At 72.1% G+C, this 19,798-nt stretch carries 18 protein-coding genes and 1 pseudogene; 15 read left to right on the top strand and 4 right to left on the bottom strand.

Annotation, left to right across the window (positions count from 1 at the left end; genetic code table 11):
* Window positions 1–620 (bottom strand): annotated as a pseudogene (locus AB0B58_RS34150) (hypothetical protein); the annotation flags it as partial.
* A gap of 76 nt (window positions 621–696) precedes the next feature.
* Complete coding sequence (locus AB0B58_RS34145) at window positions 697–2,490, bottom strand: hydrogenase maturation protein (protein WP_360232416.1); 1,794 nt, start codon at window positions 2,488–2,490, stop codon at window positions 697–699.
* Window positions 2,491–2,680: 190 nt separating this feature from the next.
* Between AB0B58_RS34145 and mfd the strand changes: the two genes are divergently transcribed.
* Genes mfd through AB0B58_RS34125 form a run of 4 tightly spaced genes read left to right on the top strand, consistent with a single transcriptional unit; the run spans window position 2,681 to window position 9,738 of the window.
* Window positions 2,681–6,301 (top strand): transcription-repair coupling factor, encoded by a 3,621-nt coding sequence (gene mfd, locus AB0B58_RS34140; RefSeq protein ID WP_360232413.1) that lies wholly within the window; start codon window positions 2,681–2,683, stop codon window positions 6,299–6,301.
* Between the two features lie 50 nt (window positions 6,302–6,351).
* Window positions 6,352–7,122: a hypothetical protein gene (locus AB0B58_RS34135; RefSeq protein ID WP_360232410.1), complete on the top strand. Its 771-nt coding sequence runs from the start codon at window positions 6,352–6,354 to the stop codon at window positions 7,120–7,122.
* Window positions 7,122–8,072 (top strand): MazG family protein, encoded by a 951-nt coding sequence (locus tag AB0B58_RS34130; RefSeq protein ID WP_360232407.1) that lies wholly within the window; start codon window positions 7,122–7,124, stop codon window positions 8,070–8,072. Before AB0B58_RS34135 ends, AB0B58_RS34130 begins: the two co-directional genes overlap by 1 nt.
* A gap of 49 nt (window positions 8,073–8,121) precedes the next feature.
* A complete protein-coding gene (locus AB0B58_RS34125; protein WP_360232404.1) occupies window positions 8,122–9,738 on the top strand; it encodes a DUF885 domain-containing protein in 1,617 nt (538 codons plus the stop codon).
* Here AB0B58_RS34125 and AB0B58_RS34120 read toward each other — a convergent pair.
* Window positions 9,735–10,451 carry a hypothetical protein gene (locus AB0B58_RS34120; RefSeq protein ID WP_360232401.1) on the bottom strand — a complete coding sequence of 239 codons (717 nt, stop codon included), beginning with the start codon at window positions 10,449–10,451 and terminating at the stop codon, window positions 9,735–9,737. The genes AB0B58_RS34125 and AB0B58_RS34120 overlap by 4 nt on opposite strands.
* A gap of 56 nt (window positions 10,452–10,507) precedes the next feature.
* Window positions 10,508–11,125: a hypothetical protein gene (locus tag AB0B58_RS34115; RefSeq protein WP_360232398.1), complete on the bottom strand. Its 618-nt coding sequence runs from the start codon at window positions 11,123–11,125 to the stop codon at window positions 10,508–10,510.
* Window positions 11,126–11,294: 169 nt separating this feature from the next.
* Here AB0B58_RS34115 and eno point away from each other — a divergent pair, with 169 nt between their 5' ends.
* The 11 genes from eno (at window position 11,295) to AB0B58_RS34060 (ending at window position 19,792) form a co-directional block, all read left to right on the top strand.
* On the top strand, window positions 11,295–12,578 hold the full coding sequence (gene eno, locus AB0B58_RS34110; protein WP_360232395.1) for a phosphopyruvate hydratase: 1,284 nt from the start codon (window positions 11,295–11,297) through the stop codon (window positions 12,576–12,578).
* Window positions 12,579–12,703: 125 nt separating this feature from the next.
* Window positions 12,704–13,327: a septum formation initiator family protein gene (locus AB0B58_RS34105; protein WP_360232393.1), complete on the top strand. Its 624-nt coding sequence runs from the start codon at window positions 12,704–12,706 to the stop codon at window positions 13,325–13,327.
* On the top strand, window positions 13,328–13,828 hold the full coding sequence (locus AB0B58_RS34100) for a DUF501 domain-containing protein (RefSeq protein WP_360232390.1): 501 nt from the start codon (window positions 13,328–13,330) through the stop codon (window positions 13,826–13,828).
* Between the two features lie 11 nt (window positions 13,829–13,839).
* Window positions 13,840–14,355: an amino-acid N-acetyltransferase gene (locus tag AB0B58_RS34095; protein WP_360232387.1), complete on the top strand. Its 516-nt coding sequence runs from the start codon at window positions 13,840–13,842 to the stop codon at window positions 14,353–14,355.
* Window positions 14,346–15,296, top strand: a complete 951-nt coding sequence (locus AB0B58_RS34090) for a Ppx/GppA phosphatase family protein (RefSeq protein WP_360232438.1) — start codon at window positions 14,346–14,348, stop codon at window positions 15,294–15,296. Before AB0B58_RS34095 ends, AB0B58_RS34090 begins: the two co-directional genes overlap by 10 nt.
* Window positions 15,297–15,392: 96 nt before the next feature.
* Window positions 15,393–15,722, top strand: coding sequence for a PadR family transcriptional regulator (locus AB0B58_RS34085; protein WP_360232384.1), 330 nt, complete (start codon window positions 15,393–15,395; stop codon window positions 15,720–15,722).
* Complete coding sequence (locus tag AB0B58_RS34080) at window positions 15,719–16,762, top strand: HAAS signaling domain-containing protein (RefSeq protein ID WP_360232381.1); 1,044 nt, start codon at window positions 15,719–15,721, stop codon at window positions 16,760–16,762. Before AB0B58_RS34085 ends, AB0B58_RS34080 begins: the two co-directional genes overlap by 4 nt.
* Window positions 16,763–16,854: 92 nt before the next feature.
* Window positions 16,855–17,418 carry a hypothetical protein gene (locus AB0B58_RS34075; RefSeq protein WP_360232379.1) on the top strand — a complete coding sequence of 188 codons (564 nt, stop codon included), beginning with the start codon at window positions 16,855–16,857 and terminating at the stop codon, window positions 17,416–17,418.
* Between the two features lie 71 nt (window positions 17,419–17,489).
* On the top strand, window positions 17,490–18,227 hold the full coding sequence (locus AB0B58_RS34070; protein ID WP_360232376.1) for a uracil-DNA glycosylase: 738 nt from the start codon (window positions 17,490–17,492) through the stop codon (window positions 18,225–18,227).
* Window positions 18,228–18,275: 48 nt separating this feature from the next.
* Window positions 18,276–18,971: a DUF4129 domain-containing protein gene (locus AB0B58_RS34065; RefSeq protein WP_360232374.1), complete on the top strand. Its 696-nt coding sequence runs from the start codon at window positions 18,276–18,278 to the stop codon at window positions 18,969–18,971.
* 227 nt (window positions 18,972–19,198) lie between these two features.
* On the top strand, window positions 19,199–19,792 hold the full coding sequence (locus AB0B58_RS34060; protein WP_360232371.1) for a hypothetical protein: 594 nt from the start codon (window positions 19,199–19,201) through the stop codon (window positions 19,790–19,792).
* The last annotated feature ends 6 nt before the right edge of the window (window positions 19,793–19,798 follow it).

The raw sequence follows: 19,798 nt of genomic DNA, 5'->3' as shown, positions 1-19,798 counted from the left end.
CCCTTGCGGCTGAAGTGTTGTACCCCGATCCTTTCGCACATCTGCCGGACCTCGGCGTCGTCGCCCTCGTCGAGCAGCCAGACGTCGTACCGGCCGGCGTGGCGGATCGCCCGGGCGGCGCGCAGGGTGCGCTCGACCATGTCCACGGGCTCCTTGCCCGGCACGATCGTGGTCAGAAACGCGACCCGCAGGGCGCGGTCCGGGACCATCGGCACGGGATCGCGCGCCCAGAGGGTGGCCAGGCAGAGCGTCACGACGTTGACCAGACGGAACAGCTCGATCAGCGCGGTCGCCACGATCATGACGACGGTGGCGGCGTACAGCCAGGTGTGCAGGCGCGCGTCCGGCACCTCGATGGAGGAGAGCAGCCAGGCGAAGAAGGTGCTCTCGAACGCGAAGGCGAAGAGCGTGATGAGCACTGTGGCGAAGGGCCGGCGCCGGGCGAGCGGGCGCATCCTGACCCGCTGCGGTCCGTCGCCGGGGATCTCGGCCGGACCGGCCAGAACGCTGTAGCTGCTGTACTGGTACCGGCCCGGCAGCAGCACGGTCGGCGTGTTCAGTGCTCGCGCGAGCGCGGGGTCGACCGCAGCTCTCGCCGCGGATTTTCCTTCGCCGCTCATCGGCGTCCTCTCACCTCGGACCCGGGCATGGTGGTGTCGGCGAACGCCCCGCGGGCGCTCGCCGTGGTGTACGGGCTCAGGCGGACATCGGCACGGCGGAACGCACCCGTACCTCGGCATCGGCCGCAGGGGTGTTGGCCCGGGGGCGGCTCAACTGACGCGGGCGCGCGGTGGACTGTTCCGCGCGCTGGGTCAGGAGCAGGCGGGCGGGTGTGCCCGTGTGCGGCACCTTGCCGACGAACGCCCGCCGGGCCGCGGTGAAGCCGGACCGGTCGCCGAACATGTCGCTGCTCATCTCCGCGAGCTCGCGGGCCTCGTAAACGTCGAGGGGCACCCGCTCACCCGCGAGCCGCTTCGCCTTGGCGGCCTGGCGCAGGCGGGCACCCCTGGCGTCGGCCTGCCGTACGGCGAGCGCGGTCAACCATTCCCCGTACGCCTCCGGGTGCCGGGGGCCGACCTCGTCGACCAGGCCCAGCGAATCGGCCTGCTCGGCGCTGATCGGCAGCTTCGCGTCGATGAGCCCCTGCGCGGCCTCCGGCCCGACCCGCCGGGGCAGCGTGAAGGTGTGCAGCTCGGAGCCGTACAGGCCCATGTCGTAGTACGGGTTCAGGACCACGCCCTGCCGGGCCGCGACGATGTCGGCGCCGAGCCCGAGCATCACGCCGCCGGCGCCGGCGCTGCCCGCGTACGCGGCGACGACGACCTGCCGGGTGCAGGTGATGATCTCCCGGCACACCTCGTTCATCGCCTTGATGTTCGCCCAGGCGGCCACCGCGGGGTCGCCGGCGGCGTCGATGACGTTGAGGTGTATCCCGTTGCTGAACGTGTCGGTACCGCCGCGCAGCACCAGCACGCGGGTGTCCTGCGCCGCGGCGTGCCGGAACGCGGCCAGCAGCCGCCGGCAGTGCCCGGCCGACATCGCGCCGTTGTAGAAGTCGAACGCCAGCCACCCGACCGGCCCGGATCGCCGGTACCGCACCTGCCGGTACGACGGCCCCTCCGGTTCCGTGCCCGGCGGCAGGGGCGAGTCGGCGACGCCACGCAACCGCTTGCCGAGCAGGGTGGTCGCGGGCAGCTTGATCTGCCGGGACTGCGACGCGTCGCGCAGGTGTCCGAGCCAGACGCTGCCGTCGCCGGTGCCGACCAGCACGGCACCCTGCCGCCGGCCGAGCAGGGCGCCCGGGCGGGCACCCCGGGCCAGCCCGGGGTGCGCGTCGTAGGCGAAGACCTCGAGCCCGGCCAGCGTCGTGCGCACGCCGGGGGCGCCGTCGGCCGCGCGGATCCGCCGGATGATGTGCTCGGTCGGCTGCGTCCAGTCGAAGGCGCGGTCCGCCTGCTTCATGGCCGGCCGGCCGCAGGCGCCCTGCACCTCGACGGTCAGTTCGGTCGCGGGCGCCGGCCGGAACGCGGGATCGGCGGCCTTGGCGATCACCTCGAGGACGCACTCGACGGCCGCGTCGGCGACCGGTCCGTTGTAGAGGGACGACTTGCGCGGCGCGGCGGCTGGCATCGGGAAGGTGCGGGTGGCCCATATCGGCCCGGCGTCCATCTCCTCGACCGCCTGCAGGGCGGTGACACCCCAGGAGGGTGCGCCCTCGGTGATCGCCCAGTCCAGCGACGACGGACCGCGGTCGCCGACCGGACCGGGGTGGATGATCACCGTGCGGTGGTGCTGCCAGACGGCGGCGGGCACCCGGTCCCGCAGGTACGGGCAGATGATCAGTTCGGGCTGCGCGGCCTGCACCCCGTCAACGATGTCCTGCGGTCCCGTGGCGAACAGGACCCCGACGTCGTGGCCCGCCTCCCGCAGCGCGCACCAGACCCGCTGACTCAGACCGTTGAACGCCGACACGAGCAGCAGAACCCGCACATTGCCTCCCCAGACAACTCCCCCCACGGCGAACCGACAGTTTCGCTGTCCGTTCACTGCCATGTCGGACATGCGGTCCGATAGCGGTCCGTCGTGCCGTTGTTGCCGGTCGGCGGACTAAGCTTGGGGCATACCCCCCGTCCAACTGGCGCCGGGGGTTTTCGATGTGCCTTCCCGGGGGTCTTTTTCCATGCAACTCAGTGGCCTGATCCCGGCCGCCCTGCGTGATCGCGGGCTGGCCCGGGCCCGCGACCTGGCCCACAAGGGCGGGGCCGACTCCGACGCGCTCGATCTCACCGCCCCCGCCTCGCTGCGCCCGTTCGTCGTGGCCGCCGTCGCCGGACCCGCCGAATCGGGCGGCGCCGGCCGTCCCGTGCTCGCCGTGACCGCGACCAGCCGCGAGGCCGACGACCTCGCCGACGCGCTCGGCTGCCTGATCCCGCCCGACCGGGTCGCCGTCTTCCCGTCCTGGGAGACGCTGCCGCACGAGCGACTCTCGCCGCGCTCCGACACCGTCGGGCGCCGGCTGGCCGTGCTGCGCCGCCTCGCACACCCCGGTGCCTCCGGCGGCGAGCCGGTCCAGGTCGTCGTCGCGCCGGTCCGCAGCCTGCTGCAGCCGCAGCTCAAGGGCCTCGGCGACCTCGAGCCGGTGGAGCTGACCCCGGGCGGCGACGCCGAGCTGGAGGGTGTCGCCCGGCGGCTCACCGACATGGCGTACGCGCGGGTCGACCTGGTCACCAAGCGCGGCGAGTTCGCCGTGCGCGGCGGCATCCTCGACGTCTTCCCGCCCACCGACGAGCACCCGTCCCGGGTCGAGTTCTGGGGCGACGAGGTGGAGGAGATCCGCACCTTCGCCGTCGCCGACCAGCGCACCATCGACGCGGTCGAGCGGCTCTGGGCGCCGCCGTGCCGCGAACTGCTGCTCACCCCGGCCGTCCGGGCCCGGGCCGCCGAGCTGGCCGAGCAGCATCCCGAGATCGCGGAGATCCTCGACAAGCTGGCCGAGGGCATCCCGGTCGAGGGCATGGAGTCGCTGGCGCCCGCGCTGATGCAGGGCACGGACTCCATGGAGCTGCTGATCGACTGCATGCCGCGCGGCACCCACGTGCTGCTCTGCGACCCCGAGCGCATCCGCACCCGGGCACACGACCTGACCCGCACCTCCGACGAGTTCCTTGAGGCGAGCTGGGCCGCGGCCGCCGTCGGCGGCGACGCGCCGATCGACGTCGGCGCCGCCGCCTTCCGGACCCTGGCGGACGTGCGTGCGCACGCGGCGGTCCTGCACCAGCCGTGGTGGACGGTGTCGCCGTTCGGGCTGGCCGAGGCCGAGGCCGCCGAGTCCGATACGCCGTGGCTGGAGACCCCGGCCGTCGAGGTCTCGCCCGACGCCGGCGACGCCATCGCCCTGCCCGCCCAGCCGGTGCCGCTCTACCACGGCGACACCGCCAGGCTCACCGCCGACCTGGGGCGGTGGGCCGCCGATCGGTGGGCGATCGCGCTGGTCTTCGAGGGCCACGGCACCGCGCAGCGCGCCACCGAGCTGCTGCGCGACGCCGGCCTGGGTGTCACCCCGGTCGACTCCATCCCGAACCGCATCGAGCCGGGCCAGTTGCTGGTCACCTGCGGCGGGCTCAACCACGGCTTCGTCGACGAGGGCTCGCGGCTCGCCGTCATCACCGGCAACGACATCACCGGCGGGCGCGGGGCTTCCACCAAGGACATGCGCCGGATGCCCAGCCGGCGGCGCAACACGATCGACCCGCTGGAGCTGAAGCCGGGCGACTTCGTCGTGCACGAGCAGCACGGCATCGGCAGGTACGTCGAGCTGGTGCAGCGCACGGTCAACGGCGCCGAGCGCGAGTACATGGTGATCGAGTACGCGGCCTCCAAGCGCGGCCAGCCCGGCGACCGGCTCTTCGTGCCCACCGACCAGCTCGACCAGCTCTCCCGCTACGTCGGCGGCGAGTCGCCGACCCTGCACAAGATGGGCGGCTCCGACTGGCAGAAGAGCAAGGCCCGCGCGCGCAAGGCCGTCCGCGAGATCGCGGCACAGCTCATCCAGCTGTACGCGGCCCGGCAGGCCTCCAAGGGCCACGCGTTCGGCCCGGACACCCCGTGGCAGCGTGAGCTGGAGGACGCGTTCCCGTACACGGAGACGCCCGACCAGATGGCCGCCATCATCGAGGTCAAGCAGGACATGGAGCTGGCCGTCCCGATGGACCGGCTGATCTGCGGCGACGTCGGCTACGGCAAGACCGAGATCGCGGTCCGGGCGGCGTTCAAGGCGGTGCAGGACGGCAAGCAGGTCGCCATCCTGGTGCCGACGACGCTGCTCGCACAGCAGCACTTCAACACGTTCGCCGAGCGGATGAGTCAGTTCCCGGTGACGATCAAGCAGCTCTCCCGGTTCCAGACGCCGAAGGAGGCCGCGCAGACGCTCGAGGAGGCGGCCAGCGGGGCCGCCGACATCGTCATCGGCACACACCGGCTACTGGCCGCGGCGACCCGCTTCAAGAACCTCGGCATGGTCATCGTCGACGAGGAGCAGCGCTTCGGCGTCGAGCACAAGGAGCAGCTCAAGACCCTGCGGGCGTCCGTCGACGTGCTGACCATGTCGGCCACGCCGATCCCGCGCACGCTGGAGATGGCGATCACCGGCATCCGGGAGATGTCGACAATCGCCACCCCGCCCGAGGAACGGCACCCGGTGCTGACGTTCGTCGGCGCGTACGACGACAAGCAGGTGGCCGCGGCCATCCACCGCGAGCTGCTCCGCGACGGCCAGGTCTTCTTCCTGCACAACCGGGTCGAGTCGATCGACAAGGCGGCCCGGCGGCTGCGCGAGCTGGTGCCCGAGGCGCGGGTCGCGGTCGCGCACGGGCAGATGGGCGAGGAGGCGCTCGAGAAGGTGATGGTCGGCTTCTGGGAGAAGGAGTTCGACGTCCTGGTCTGCACGACCATCGTGGAGTCCGGCATCGACATCCCGAACGCCAACACCCTCATCGTCGAGCGCGCCGACCTGCTCGGCCTCTCCCAGCTGCACCAGATCCGCGGTCGGGTCGGCCGCGGCCGCGAGCGCGCGTACGCGTACTTCCTGTACCCGCGCGAAAAGCCGCTCACCGAGACGGCGCACGAGCGGCTCGCCACCATCGCACAGCACACCGAGCTCGGCGCGGGCATGTACGTGGCCATGAAGGACCTCGAGATCCGCGGCGCCGGCAACCTGCTCGGCGGCGAGCAGTCCGGACACATCGAGGGCGTCGGCTTCGACCTGTACGTGCGGATGGTCGGCGAGGCGGTCAGCGCCTTCAAGGGCGAGCGGCCCGAGGAGGAGCCGGAGGTCAAGGTCGACCTCCCGATCGACGCGCACCTGCCGACCGACTACATCGCGGTGGAGCGGCTGCGCCTGGAGATGTACCGCAAGCTGGCCGAGGCCCGCGACGACGCCCGCCTCGACGAGGTGGTGGCCGAGATGACGGACCGCTACGGCGCGCCGCCGGAGCAGGTCGCCAACCTGATCGCGGTGGCACGCTTCCGCCTGGTGGCCCGCGCGTACGGCCTCACCGACGTCTCCGTGCAGGGCCGGCACCTGCGCTTCTCGCCGCTGCCGCTGCCGGACTCGAAGCAGCTGCGGCTCAAGCGCTACCACCCGGACTCGGTCTACAAGCAGGCCAACGACCAGGTCAGCGTGCCGCGCCCGAACACCCGCCGGGTGGGCGGCGAGCCCCTGCGCGACCAGGCGTTGTTGCAGTGGTGCGCCCAGCTGCTCTCCGATGTGCTCGGCGCCGTCCCGGCCCCGGTGCGGACGTGATTCAATTTCCGGGGCCGGGCGGTACCGGGCATACGGGGCGTGAGAGAGTCATGACCATGCAGCGTGCCCGCCGACTCGCATCCACCGCCGTCGTCGCCGCCCTCGCCCTCGGCGGTCTGTCCGCCTGCCGGGCCGAGCCTGACGTGGCCGCCTATATCGGCAGCCTCGGCACGATCACCGCGGCCGAGGTCACGCAGGTCTTCGACCAGGCCGAGAACGAGCTGACCGTGTCGCGCGACCTGGTGCAGCAGAACCAGGCCGGTGCGTCCGCCGAGCCGGTGCCGCCGGTGCAGGTGCCCTTCAAGCAGCAGGACGTCCTCAACAGCATGCTCACCGTGGACATCCTCGGGCAGGTCGCCGCGGCGCACAACGTGAAGCCCGCCGCCGAGCCGACGGTCGACCAGGTCGCGAAGGCCACCAGCTACTCGCCGACCTGGGAGTACACCGACCTCTACACGCGCGCCTACCAGCTGCGCTCCGCGCTGCTGCCGGCGGTCGCCCCGGCCGAGCTCACCGACGCCGACCTGCGGGTCGTCTACGACCGGCTGAGCGCCGCCGCGCCGGACCAGGTGACGTCGTTCGAGCAGTTCAAGACCGAGCTCTCCGAGGAGAACAAGAAGGCGTTGCAGCAGAGCCTCGGCCTGCGCGACGAGGTCGAGAAGGTCGTCGCGGCCGAGAACGTCACGACGAACCCGCGCTACGGCCCCCAGGAGCTGGTCCTGCTGTCGGCGCAGACGGGCGACGCCCCGCTCCCGCTGGTCTCGGTGTCGCTCGGCGGCACCGACGCCTCTGAGGCACCGTTCGTCGCACCCGCAGCCTGATGTCCGCGGCCGGACGCATCGTCCTGCTGGTCACGTCGCCCCGGCTGCCGGCCGGTCTGCTCACGGCCACGGCCTGGGACCTGGTCCGCGCGCATCCCGTCTTCACGGCCGCCGACGGCGACCAGGTGCGGGCGCTGCGGTCCTCGGGCGTGACCGTCAGCGTGATCGAGCCCGACCCGGAGGCGCTGGTCGCGGCGCTGGCGTCACACGAAACGGTGATCTGGCTGGGCGGCGCGGCCGGCGACGAGGACTTCGCCCGGCGGCTCGGTCTGCGGCTCGCCCGGGAACCGTCGCTTGCCGAGCTCGAGCTCTGCTACGGCTCGTGGGACCCGCCCGGCGCCCGGCTGCTCGACGCGGTGGCCGTGATGGACCGGCTCGTGTCGCCCGGCGGCGACCCGTGGAAGCGGCAGCAGACGCATGCGACCCTGGCGCAGTACCTGCTGGAGGAGAGCTACGAGGCGTATGACGCGATCGTCTCCGGCGACCTCCCCGCGCTGCGCGAGGAGCTCGGCGACGTGCTCCTGCAGGTGGTGCTGCACGCCCGGCTCGCCGAGGACCTGGACCCCGACGAGCGCTGGAGCGTCGACGACGTCGCCGGGGGACTGGTCGACAAGATGGTGCGGCGCAACCCGCACGTCTTCGCCGGCGAGAGCGTCGGCAGCGTCGAGGACATCATCGACAACTGGGAACGCATCAAGAAGGCCGAGAAGTCGCGGGACTCGGTCCTCGAGGGGATCGCGCTGAGCCAGCCGGCGCTGGCCCTGGCGGCGAAGATCCTGCAGCGTGCGTCCCGGGCCGGGCTGGACGTGCCGCTGCCGCCGGGCTCCGACCTCGGTGCGACGCTGCTGCGCCTCGTCGCCGGCGCCCGGGCCGAGGGTCAGGATCCGGAGGCCGAGCTGCGGCAGACGGCGCTGGAGTTCGCCGAGGAGATCCGCAGAGCCGAGGGCTGAGGCTCGCGGCGGGGCGGAAGTGTCGCACCCGCCGAGTAGATTTCGCTCCATGCCGGAGTTCGTGCCGCTCGCCGAGCGCATCGTCGACGCCATGCTGGAAACCGACCCCGCGCTGGCGTCCAGCGCCGGTGATCACCGTTTCGACGATCGGTTGCCCGATCTGTCGCCCGGCGCGGTCGCCGACCGGGTGGCCATGCTGCGCGACGCCGCCGACGCGCTGTCGGGCATCGACCCCGACGCCTTCGGCGAGCAGGACAAGATCGACCACGCCATTCTGTCCGCAGTGGTCGAGCGCGGCATGTTCGAGCTCGGCGACATCCGCGAGCACGAGTGGAATCCGCTCGTGCACAATCCCGGCCCGCTCCTGCACACGCTGCTGGCCCGGCCGTTCGCACCGACCGAGGAGCGGCTGAGCAGCCTCGGCGGCCGGCTGGCCGCCATACCCGACGCGCTCGCCACCGCGCGGGCGGTCCTGCGCGACGTGCCGCGGCTGCACACCGAGACCGCCGTCGGCCAGTTCGCCGGTGCGGCGGCCCTGATCCGGGGCGAGCTGCCCGGCCTGCTCGCCGGGGCGCCGTCCCTGCGCGGCGCGATCGAGCCGGCGGCGGCCGCCGCGCTCGACGCGCTGGGCGAGTTCGACCGCTGGCTCAAGGCCGGCCTGGAGAGCGGCGATCCCGGCCGCGATCCGCGGCTCGGCCGGCCACTGTGGGAGGCCCGGCTCTGGCACACGCTCGACACCGAGCTGCCGGCCGCCGAGGTCCTGTCCCGGGCCGAGCGCAACCTCGACGAGGTCGGCGAGCGGCTCCGTGAGGCCGCCGCCGAGCTGGTCGGCGGCCCGCCGACCGACGAGACGGTGCGCCGGGCGCTGGACACCCTTGCCGAGCAGCATCCGGACGACGACACGATCGTCGACCTGGCCAAGGCGACGATGGCCGAGGCGACGGACTTCGTGCGCGGCAACGACCTGATGACGCTGATCGACGACCCCTGCGTCATCGAGGAGATGCCGGAGTTCGCCCGCGGTGTCGCGGTGGCCTACTGCGACCCGCCGGGCCCGCTGGAGACCGCGGACGTGCCCACGTTCTACTGCATCGCGCCGGCACCGGCCGACTGGCCGAAGGAGCGCGTGGAGTCGTTCTACCGCGAATACAACGACCACATGATGCGCAACCTGACGGTCCACGAGGCGATGCCGGGCCACTTCCTGCAGCTGGCGCACTCCCGCCGGTTCCGTGCCGGCACCCGGGTGCGTGCGCTGGGCTTCTCCGGCCCGTTCGTGGAGGGATGGGCGGTCTACGCCGAGGAGCTGATGGTCGGCCTGGGCTTCGGCGGCCTGCCGGTGCGCCTGCAGCAGCTCAAGATGCAGCTACGGATGTGCCTCAACGCGGTGATCGACCAGCTGGTGCACTGCGAGGGCCTCAGCGAGCGGGAGGCCATGGCGATGATGACGGGCCGGGGCTTCCAGGAGGTCGGCGAGGCGGCCGGCAAGTGGAGGCGGGCGCTGCTCACCTCGACCCAGCTCTCCACCTACTTCGTCGGCTACACGGAGATGTCGGCGATCGCGGCGGCCCGCCCCTTCGGCGCCACGCCGAAGGCCTGGCACGACGCCATGCTGGCGCACGGCTCCCCGCCGCCGCGCCACCTGCGCACGCTGCTCGGCGTCTAGCTCGCGGGCCGCTGGGCGGCCGGGCGGCCGCGGCGGTCCACCAGCTTCGCCGCCTTCGGCACCTCGAACATCTCGTCCGCGACCTTCTCCGCGTAGTGGGTCATCGCCACGTCCACCCGGATCGAGTTCAGGAAGCCGTTGAAGCTGCCGAGCGCGCCCTCGTTGGTGATGCAGGTGGTGAAGTCGCGGGTCGCCGCGTCGTCCACCCCGCTGAGCCGCACGCACGTGGCGTGCCTTCCCGCGATGGTCGTGTCGTGCTGCACCACTTCGACGTCGTTGTCCAGAACGGCCGCGTTGAGCAGCGCCAGCACGGTCGACGGCAGCACCATGCCGGCGCCGTCGGCGCCCTCGAACACCTTGGCCGGGGGCGGGCTCGTGGGCGTCGCCGGCGCCGTCATCGTGCATGTGGTCGCGTTCGTGGCGGTGCGGCACTGCGTCGTGGCGTCCGCCGTCACGGTGACCTTGCCGCCCGGATACACGTACGCCGAACGGGTGGGCCGCTGCGCCTGTGCGACCGTCGCCGTCCCGCCGCCGGACAGCTGGTAGCTCGCCTCGTAGGTCAGCCCGGCCGCGCCGGACATCTGCGCGGCCAGCTCCGACACCAGGTCGTTGCGGGCCAGGCCCTGGCCAGGCTCGTCCAGATCCGAGCAGCCCGCCGTGGCGGCGCACAGCACTAACACGGCCGCGAGGGCACGCCGGGGGGAGAGAAGCACCTGCCCACCTTTGCCGATGGCCGCAACCGCGCGCAAACCGGTATTCAGGGCGGAACCTACGCGCGGGTGCGGGACAGCAGCTGCTGCCGCATCACGTAGCGGCGGATTATCCGGGCCTGGGACTCGTCCAGGTCGAAGACGGCCACCATCTCCACCGACATCGGGCCCGGCGGCACCCGCTGCGGCAGCGCGGCGACCTTGGTCGCGACGGCGGCCAGTTCGACCACCTCGTTGCCGAGCTGGATCCGGAGCCGCAGGTCGTCGCCGCCGTTGACGACGGCGCCCGCGAAGTGGCCACGCATGCTGTGCTCGCTGATGTCGCGGATCCAGCCGTTCGCCTCCGGGTAGCCGGGGCGGCGCAGGAGGACCTGCTCGCCGCCGCCACCGCGGACGAAGTGCCGCTGCTGCTCGACGACGGGCTGTTGGTGCGCCTCGACCTCGACGAGGTTCGCGTCGACCTCGACCACGGTGCACGCCAGGACGTACCGGCCCCGGGGCGCGGCCGACCAGCGCAGGGAGACGGTCGCACCCACCGGGGGAACGGCGGCGAGCGGTGCCGACAGGATGACGCGCGCGCCCTCGGTGTCGACGACACGGACACGGGCGGCCTGCTCGTCGGAGGCGGTCATCTCGACGTACGAGCCGGCATCGGGGAGGAGCGGGAGTGTGGTCATGGCGATTCCCGAGATCGGCAGTTTCGCGACCCGCTTGAGGCATGTGGCGGCTGAAGTTCACCGGCCGCCGCCACGGCCGCCACCCCGAGTCGATACGCTCTAGCCCGTGGTGGGCCGCAGGGTCGCGGTCTGGAATCTATCCATACGAGCATGAGGAGCGACACGACACATGGCCACCATTGAAGCGATCGTCGCCCGGGAGATTCTCGACTCACGGGGCAACCCGACCGTCGAGGTCGAGGTGGGCCTGGACGACGGCACCATCGGGCGTGCCGCGGTGCCGTCCGGCGCCTCCACCGGCGCCTTCGAGGCGATCGAGCTGCGCGACGGCGACAAGGGCCGTTACCTGGGCAAGGGCGTCGAGAAGGCGGTCAGCAACGTCGAGGACAAGATCGCTGACGAGCTGGTCGGCTACGAGGCCAGCGAACAGCGCCTGATCGACGAGAAGATGCTCGCCATCGACGGCACCGCCGACAAGTCGGAGCTGGGCGCCAACGCCATCCTCGGCGTGTCCCTCGCGGTCGCAAAGGCCGCCGCGCTCTCCGCCGAGCTGCCGCTGTTCCGCTACGTCGGCGGACCCAACGCGCATGTGCTCCCGGTGCCGATGATGAACATCCTCAACGGTGGCGCACACGCCGACTCGAACGTCGACGTCCAGGAGTTCATGATCGCCCCGATCGGCGCGCCGTCCTTCCGCGAGGCGCTGCGCACCGGCGCGGAGGTCTACCACGCGCTCAAGTCCGTGCTGAAGAAGAAGGGCCTCTCGACCGGCCTGGGCGACGAGGGCGGCTTCGCGCCGAGCCTGCCGACCAACGCCGCCGCGCTGGACCTGATCGCCGAGGCCGTGCAGGCCGCCGGCTTCACCCTCGGCACCGACATCGTGCTGGCCATGGACGTCGCGGCCACCGAGTTCCACAAGGACGGCGCCTACGTCTTCGAGGGCTCGCCGAAGTCGACCGAAGAGATGATCAACTACTACGCCAAGCTGGCCGAGACCTACCCGATCGTCTCCATCGAGGACCCCCTCGACGAGGAGGACTGGGCCGGCTGGACCGCGCTGACCGCGCAGATCGGCGGCAAGGTGCAGATCGTCGGCGACGACCTGTTCGTGACCAACCCGACCCGCATCGGCCGGGGCATCGCCGAGGGCGCCGCGAACGCCGTCCTCGTCAAGGTCAACCAGATCGGCTCGCTGACCGAGACCCTGGACGCCGTCGACATGGCGCACCGGGCCGGCTTCAAGACGATGATGAGCCACCGCTCGGGTGAGACCGAGGACACCACGATCGCGGACCTGGCCGTCGCGGTCGGCAGCGGGCAGATCAAGACCGGCGCGCCGGCCCGTTCGGACCGGGTCGCCAAGTACAACCAGCTCCTGCGCATCGAGGAGGAGCTCGGCGATGCCGCGCGGTACGCCGGGGCGGGCGCGTTCCCCCGTTACCGCACCGTGTGACCCTGCGTCGATAGATCATGGAGTTGTGGCTCCGCGTTTCGTGGGCATAGTGTCCAGAGGCAGGTGCCGCAACTCCATGGTCGTGGCGAGCTCCCGGGGAGGGGCAGGGGATGACGCAGCGCCGCATGCCCAACTCCCATGGGCTGAGCGGGCAGGGGCCGTCGCGACGGCCCACCGGACACGCGGGACGTCCGGGTAGCCGGGCGACCGCCCGCCCCAGCCGTACCCGTGACACCGCGGCCACCCGGATGGAGCCGCGCCGGACCCCCGCCACCCGCACCACCAGCGGCATCCGGTCCGGCAGCCGGCCGGCCGCCGCGCGGCGCGCGGCCGCGACGGGAGCCACCAAGCGCACGGTCGCGACCCGGCCCCGGGCCTTCACCGGCCGGGCCACCGTCCTGATCGTCGTGCTGGTCGCCCTGGCCCTGGCCTACACGTACCCGGTCCGCGTCTACCTCGCGCAGGAGTCGCAGATCGCGCAGATGCAGGCCGATCAGGCCGCGCAGCAGGCCAAGATCAAGGGGCTGAGCGACGAGGTCGAGAAGTGGAAGGACAACGAGTACGTCCGCATCCAGGCCCGGGACCGGCTCTTCTACGTGCGCCCGGGTGAGGTCCCGCTCCTCGTCCTGCACGACCCCGAAGGCGCCGCCCGTGCCGCGGGCAGAACCTCGGCGTCGGACGCCCCCGACCGCTGGTACGACACGCTCTGGGGCAGCGTCGCCGCCGCCAACGCAGAATCCCGAAAGTAGATGACGACTCCTTCCGAGACCGATCTCGAGATCGTCGCCCAGCAGCTGGGCCGCAGCCCCCGTGGCACCCGCGCCGTCGCACACCGCTGCCCCTGCGGCAACCCGGACGTGGTGGAGACCTCGCCGCGGCTCGACGACGGCACACCCTTCCCCACGCTGTTCTACCTGACCTGTCCGCGCGCCACGGCTGCCTGCAGCCGGCTGGAGTCGGCCGGCGTCATGCGCGACATGCAGGACCGGCTCGCCACGGATCCGGTGCTCGCGAAGCAGTACGCCGAGGCGCACGAGGACTACCTGCGGCGCCGGGAGGCGGTGGAGCACGTCGAGGAGATCGGGAAGGTCTCCGCCGGCGGCATGCCCGACCGGGTGAAGTGCCTGCACGTGCACCTCGGTCACGCCCTGGCGGCGGGGCCGGGCGTGAACCCGTTCGGCGACGAGGTCCGCCGGGCGGTCGAGCCGTGGTGGACAGGCGGTCCGTGCGTGCGCCCTCAGGCTGAATAAACTCTTCTCTCATGCAGGTCGAGATCCGCCGGGCGCGGACGTCCGACGTCCGGGCGATTCGTGCGCTGGTGGACACCTACACGTCGGATCGCCGGCTGCTCAGCAAGGCCACCGTCACGCTCTACGAGTCGGTGCAGGAGTTCTGGGTCGCCGTGGACACCGAGGGCGACCGGGTGGTCGGCTGCGGCGCGCTGCACGTGATGTGGGAGGACCTGGCCGAGATCCGCACGGTCGCGGTCGACCCGGTCTGCCGCGGTCTCAAGATCGGCCACCGCCTGGTTTCGGAGCTGCTCGGGGTGGCCCGCGAACTGGGCGTGGCCCGGGTCTTCTGCCTGACGTTCGAGACCCGTTTCTTCGGCTCGTTCGGCTTCACCGAGATCGACGGCGCGCCCGTGCCGCACGGCGTCTACGAGCAGCTGCTGCGCTCCTACGACGAGGGCGTCGCCGAGTTCCTCGATCTTGAGCGGGTGAAGCCGAATACCCTCGGCAACACGAGAATGCTCCTCCATCTAGGGGAATCAACGTGAGAGTCGCCGCGATCGATTGTGGAACCAACTCGATACGCCTGCTCATAGCCGATGTCAGCGACGGGAGGCTCACCGACGTCGCGCGCCGGATGGAGATCGTCCGGTTGGGCGAGGGCGTGGACCGCACCGGCGAGCTCTCCGCCGAGGCGATCGAGCGCACCCGCCAGGCCCTGCTCGGCTACGCGGCGGAGATCGCCGAACTGGGCGTCGACCGGGTTCGCATGTGCGCGACGTCGGCCTCCCGGGACGCGGCGAACGCGGCGGACTTCACGGCGATGGTCCGCAACACCCTGGGCGTCGACCCGGAGGTGATCACCGGCGACGAGGAGGCCCGGCTCTCCTTCGCGGGCGCGGTGCACGGCCTGACGGCGGAGGCGCCGTACCTGGTCGTGGACATCGGCGGGGGCTCGACCGAGTTCGTGGTCGGCGGCGCCGAGGTCGAGCACGCGATCTCGGTGGACATCGGCTGCGTCCGGATGACCGAGCGGCACCTGCACAGCGACCCGCCGACGCCGGCAGAGATCGCGGCGGCGGAGGCGGACATCACCGGGGCGGTCGAGACCGCGCTGCGAGCCGTTCCGGGCCACGGGCCGGCGACGTTGGTCGGCCTCGCCGGTTCGGTCACGACGGTGGCGGCCCTGGCGATGCACCTGCCCGGGTACGACGCGGGGCGCATCCACCACTCCCGGATCAGCTACGACGACGTGGCGAACGTGACGTTCGACCTCCTCGGATCGACGGTCGCGGACCGCCTCGAACTGCCGGTGATGCACCGGGGCCGGGCCGATGTGATCGGCGGTGGCGCCCTGATCCTGCGCATCATCATGGAACGCGCGGGCATGAAGTCGGTGGTGGCGAGCGAGCACGACATCCTCGACGGCATCGCCTTCTCCCTGGCGGAGCCGCCGCCTCCGACGCTTCCGGGTAATCGCCGGTGGTGAATGCAGTCAGCTACTAGGGCTGGCCGGGGTATCGATCGTCATCCTCGGGGTCCCGGCCTTTGACACTACTTCGCACCGCGAAGTAGTGTGCACCGCGTGGATACCACACAGCTCCTCAAGGGAGTGCTGGATCTCGCCTGCCTCGCCGCCCTTCGCGAGGACGACGGCTACGGCTACGACATCCTGCGCCGCCTGCGGATCGCCGGCCTGACCGACGTCGGCGACGCCTCCGTCTACGGGACCCTGCGCCGGCTCTTCAACGCCGGCCTCCTCACCACGTACGTGGTGCCCAGCGACGAGGGCCCGCATCGCAAGTACTACGCGCTCAACGCCGCCGGCCGCGCCGAGTTGCAGCGGTCCGGCAAGATCTGGCTGGGCTTCGCATCCACGATGAACGATCTGCTTCGCGAGCGGGAGACGGCGTGACCACCACAGCTCAGGACGAGATCAATCTGTACGTGTTCGCCGTCCGCGCGGCGCTCGGCGACCTGCCGGAGTCCCTGCGGGACGAGCTGCTCGAGGACCTGCCCGAGCACCTGGCCGAGGTGCTCGCCGACGGCGGCGGCACGCTGACCGAGCGGCTCGGCAGCCCGGAGGCCTACGCCGCCGACCTGCGCGGCACCGCCGGTTTCGTCGGCGGCTTCCCCGATCCGCCGGGCCGCACCCACCAGCTCCTCGAGCTGCGTGACCAGGCGCTGGTCCGGCTGAACTCCGTCGACGCGCGGCTCGGGCCGCTGCTCGGCTACTCAAGGGTCAGCGAGTTCCTGGTCCTGCTCCGTCCGGCCTGGTGGGTCCTGCGGGGCTACCTCGCGGCGATGGTGCTGGCCTGGATGCTCGACGACAGCGGCCAGCCGATCGGCCTGCTGCCGCGCATCGGCGGCAGCGAGGTCGTCGCCCTGCTGCTGCTCGGCATCGGCGTCCTCGGCTCGATCTGGCTCGGCCGGCGCTCGCTGCGGCTCTCCAGGTGGCCGCGCATGTCGCTCTACGCCGCGTCGGTGATTCTCGTGCTCGTCGCGCTCGGCGGATTCACCTCCGCCGACAGCAGCACCCGCGACGCGAACTACACCGACGTCAACTACGACAACCCGTACAGCAACATCGAAGACCTCTTCGTGTACGACGAGCAGGGGCGCCTGATCACCAACGCGCGGATCTTCGACCAGAACGGCGAGCCGCTGCGCCTCGGCAACCCGTACTGCTACGACGACGCGGGCAACTACAACGAGGTGCAGACGCTCACCTATCCGTACTGTCCGAGCCGGGCGCCGTACCGGCTGCCGTCGCAGGCCGATCCCAGCAGGAGCGCCGCTCCCGCCGAGAGTGCCGATCCCGCCGACGAGGCGCCGGGTCGCACCGGGCCGGGGCCGGTTCCGGCGCCGCCCGGCAGCTCCCGGATCAGCCCTTCGGCCACCCCCGCACCGGGCCCTTCGGCCGGCGTCGCGGCTACTTCGGCCGCGCCCAGATGAACCTGGGGTGACGGGGTCGCGGGGCGGCCGGGCAATCGCTAGGTTGTGCTCCGACCGGCCGACCCCCTCGGCCGGACCCGAAAGGAACCATAGTGAGCAACCCGGTTGCGTCTCCGCCCCCAGCCGGCGACGGCTTCCCGCCGCCCGTCAACGAGGTCGGCAGCGCTCCCGCACCGAGCCAGCCGTACGGCGCCCCGCCGGCCGGGGGCCAGCCCCTCGGCGACCCGGCGCAGCAGGGCTTCGGCTCCGTGCCGCAGCAGGGTTTCGGCACCCCGGCCACCTTCCCGGTCGAGCCGGCGAAGAAGAAGAGCGCCGCCGCCAACCTCGCACTGCGCATCGTGGGCGGCATCGTCGTCTTCGTGATCATCGTGGTCGGCAAGTACTACGTCTTCGGCGACAAGGCGAAGGACGCGGCCGCCGGCGACTGCGTCGCGTCCTCGGAGAAGGTCAAGGTCGACGAGGAGACCGAGGCCCGTGCCGAGGTCGTCGACTGCGCCTCGAAGGACGCCGCGTACGTCGTGGTCGGCCGGGTCAACGGCGAGTCCGACACCAAGAGCAAGTCGTGCGAGAAGTACTTCAAGGAGAACGAGGAGTACTACGTCTACAGCAGCACCGCCGACGGCGGCTACCTGCTCTGCCTGCGGCCCAAGGCCTGAGTTTCATCCGTACGGCGGGAGCATCCACCCCGGGTGCTCCCGCCGTTGCGTGCGGTGCTGTGCTGGACCCCGTGCCCAGCCGAACCCCGCAGGAGGTCGCCGCCCACGCGGCCGCGGCGGCCGATCTACCCGCCGTCGACGCGGGCGTCGCCGACTGTTTCGCGTGCCCGCGCCTCGTCGCCTGGCGTGAGGAGGTCGCGCTCGTCAAGCGGGCCTCGTTCCGCGACCAGGACTACTGGGGCCGCCCGGTGCCGGGCTTCGGGCCGGCCGACGCCACCATCGCGATCCTCGGCCTCGCGCCGGCCGCGCACGGCGGCAACCGCACCGGCCGCATCTTCACCGGCGACCGCTCCGGCGACGTGCTCTTCGCTGCGCTGCACCGGGCCGGCCTGGCCAACCAGCCGACCAGCGTCGCGGCCGACGACGGCCTGACCCTGCACCACACCCGGATCTTCGCGGCGGTCCGCTGCGCACCACCGGACAACAAGCCGCTGCCCGTCGAGCGGGACACCTGTGCGCCCTGGCTGCACCGTGAGCTTGATCTCATCCGGCCGACGCTGCGGGTCGTGGTGGCGCTCGGCGCCTTCGCGTGGGCGGCCTGGTGGCCGGCGATGACCGCGGTCTACGGCGGCAGGCCGCCCGTACCGCGGCCGGCCTTCGGGCACGGCGCGCAGGTCAGCGTCGCCGGCGCGCCTGACCTGCTGGGCTGCTACCACGTCTCGCAGCAGAACACCTTCACCGGCCGGCTCACTCCGGCGATGCTCGACGATGTCTTCGCCGATGCGAAACGCCGGGCGGGCCTGGCATGATGCGTGGTCTGCCGAAATTTTCGGAGCATCGACACCTAGGGCCTCGAATTGGACCTCGCCGCACTCCGTCGCTGGTGGCCGCTGGCCGCCGTCCTCGGGCTGCTTTTTCTCGCCTCGCTGGCGGCCACCCACTCGGCGCCGCAGCTCGAGCGCTTCAACCCGGACGCCGCGCCGGTCACCGAGGCGCCGCCGCTGCTGCCGCCCTCGCCCGAGGCGGTCAGCCGGCCGTCCGCGGAGCCGGTGGCCGGCAGCGAGCTGCCCGACTGGATCGGCCGGGTCGCCCTCATCGTGCTCGGGGTTCTCGCCCTGCTGGTCCTCGCGCTGGTCGTCTGGGCGGTGCTGCGCCAGCAGCTGGGCCGCCGCGGCGCCCGTAAGGGCCGGCGCGATCCCCGCCGCCCGGAGCCGCGCACCGCGGAGGACCTGGTCGCCGCCCTGGACGCGGGCCTGCAGGAGCTCTCCGACACCGACCGGGACCCGCGCCGGGCCGTGATCGCCTGCTGGGTCCGGCTCGAGGACGCCGCGGCCGCGGCCGGCACACCGCGGCACGCGGGTGACAGCCCCACCGACCTGGTCGCCCGCCTGCTCGCCGAGCAGCGGGTCGACGCGGGGGTGCTCACCCCGTTCGCGGCCGTCTACCGGCAGGCCCGGTACGCGACGCACACCGTCGACGACCAGATGCGCCGCCAGGCCCGCTCGGCCCTGGAACGCCTGCGCTCCGACCTCGGCGCGGGAGCAAGGGCATGAGCGAGCTTGCGAGCGAATCATCGGCTCAGTGTCTTGCTCATGTCGTCGCCGGAGCGCCAGCGGAGGGGATGGCATGAGCGAGCTTGCGAGCGAATCATCAACTCAGTACCAGACTCATGTCGTCGCCGGAGCGCCAGCGGAGGGGATGGCATGAGTGAGCTTGCGAGCGAATCATCGGCTCAGTGTCTGACTCATGTCGTCGCCGGAGCGCCAGCGGAGGGGATGGCATGAGCGACGGGGGGCTTGAGGAGCTTTTTGGGAGTCGTGCCGACGAGGTTGTCGCCGAGGAGCCCGGGGAGATCGTCGAGAAGCCGCGCTCGCGGGCCGGCTGGATCTTCCGCAACGCGGCGCTGATCGCGGTGGCCACCGTCGTCACGGTCGCCGGGCTGCGCTCCCGGGGTATCAGCGTCTCGGTCCTGTTGATCGTGGCCGCGTTCGTGTCGTTGCGCCTGCTGATGCTCGCGGTGTCCGAAGTGGCCCCGCCGGCGCTGCCGCGCCGCGTGGCGGCGCGCGCCGAGCGGAACGCCGGCAACGGCTGGGCCGGCACCGATACGCTGCGCGTCGCGGTACGCCGCTGGGAGCAGCTCCTGGACTGGTCGCAGAACGACGCGGAGAAGTTCTCGCGTAACGTCCTGCCCGTGCTCGCCGAGCTCGTGGACGAGCGGCTGCGGCTCAAGCACGGCATCACCCGGTCGTCGGATCCGCGGCGCGCCCGGGAGCTGCTGGGCGAGCAGCTGTGCGGGTTCCTGGACGAGCCGAACCGGCGCCGGCCGAAGGCCCGCGAGCTCGCCGCCTACGTCGATGCACTAGAGAGAATCTGAGAGGGT

It is taken from the genome of Actinoplanes sp. NPDC049118, from assembly GCF_040648555.1.
Lineage (GTDB): Bacteria > Actinomycetota > Actinomycetes > Mycobacteriales > Micromonosporaceae > Actinoplanes.
Note: the sequence above shows the minus strand (reverse complement) of the source record. Positions and strands in the feature narration are given on the sequence as shown.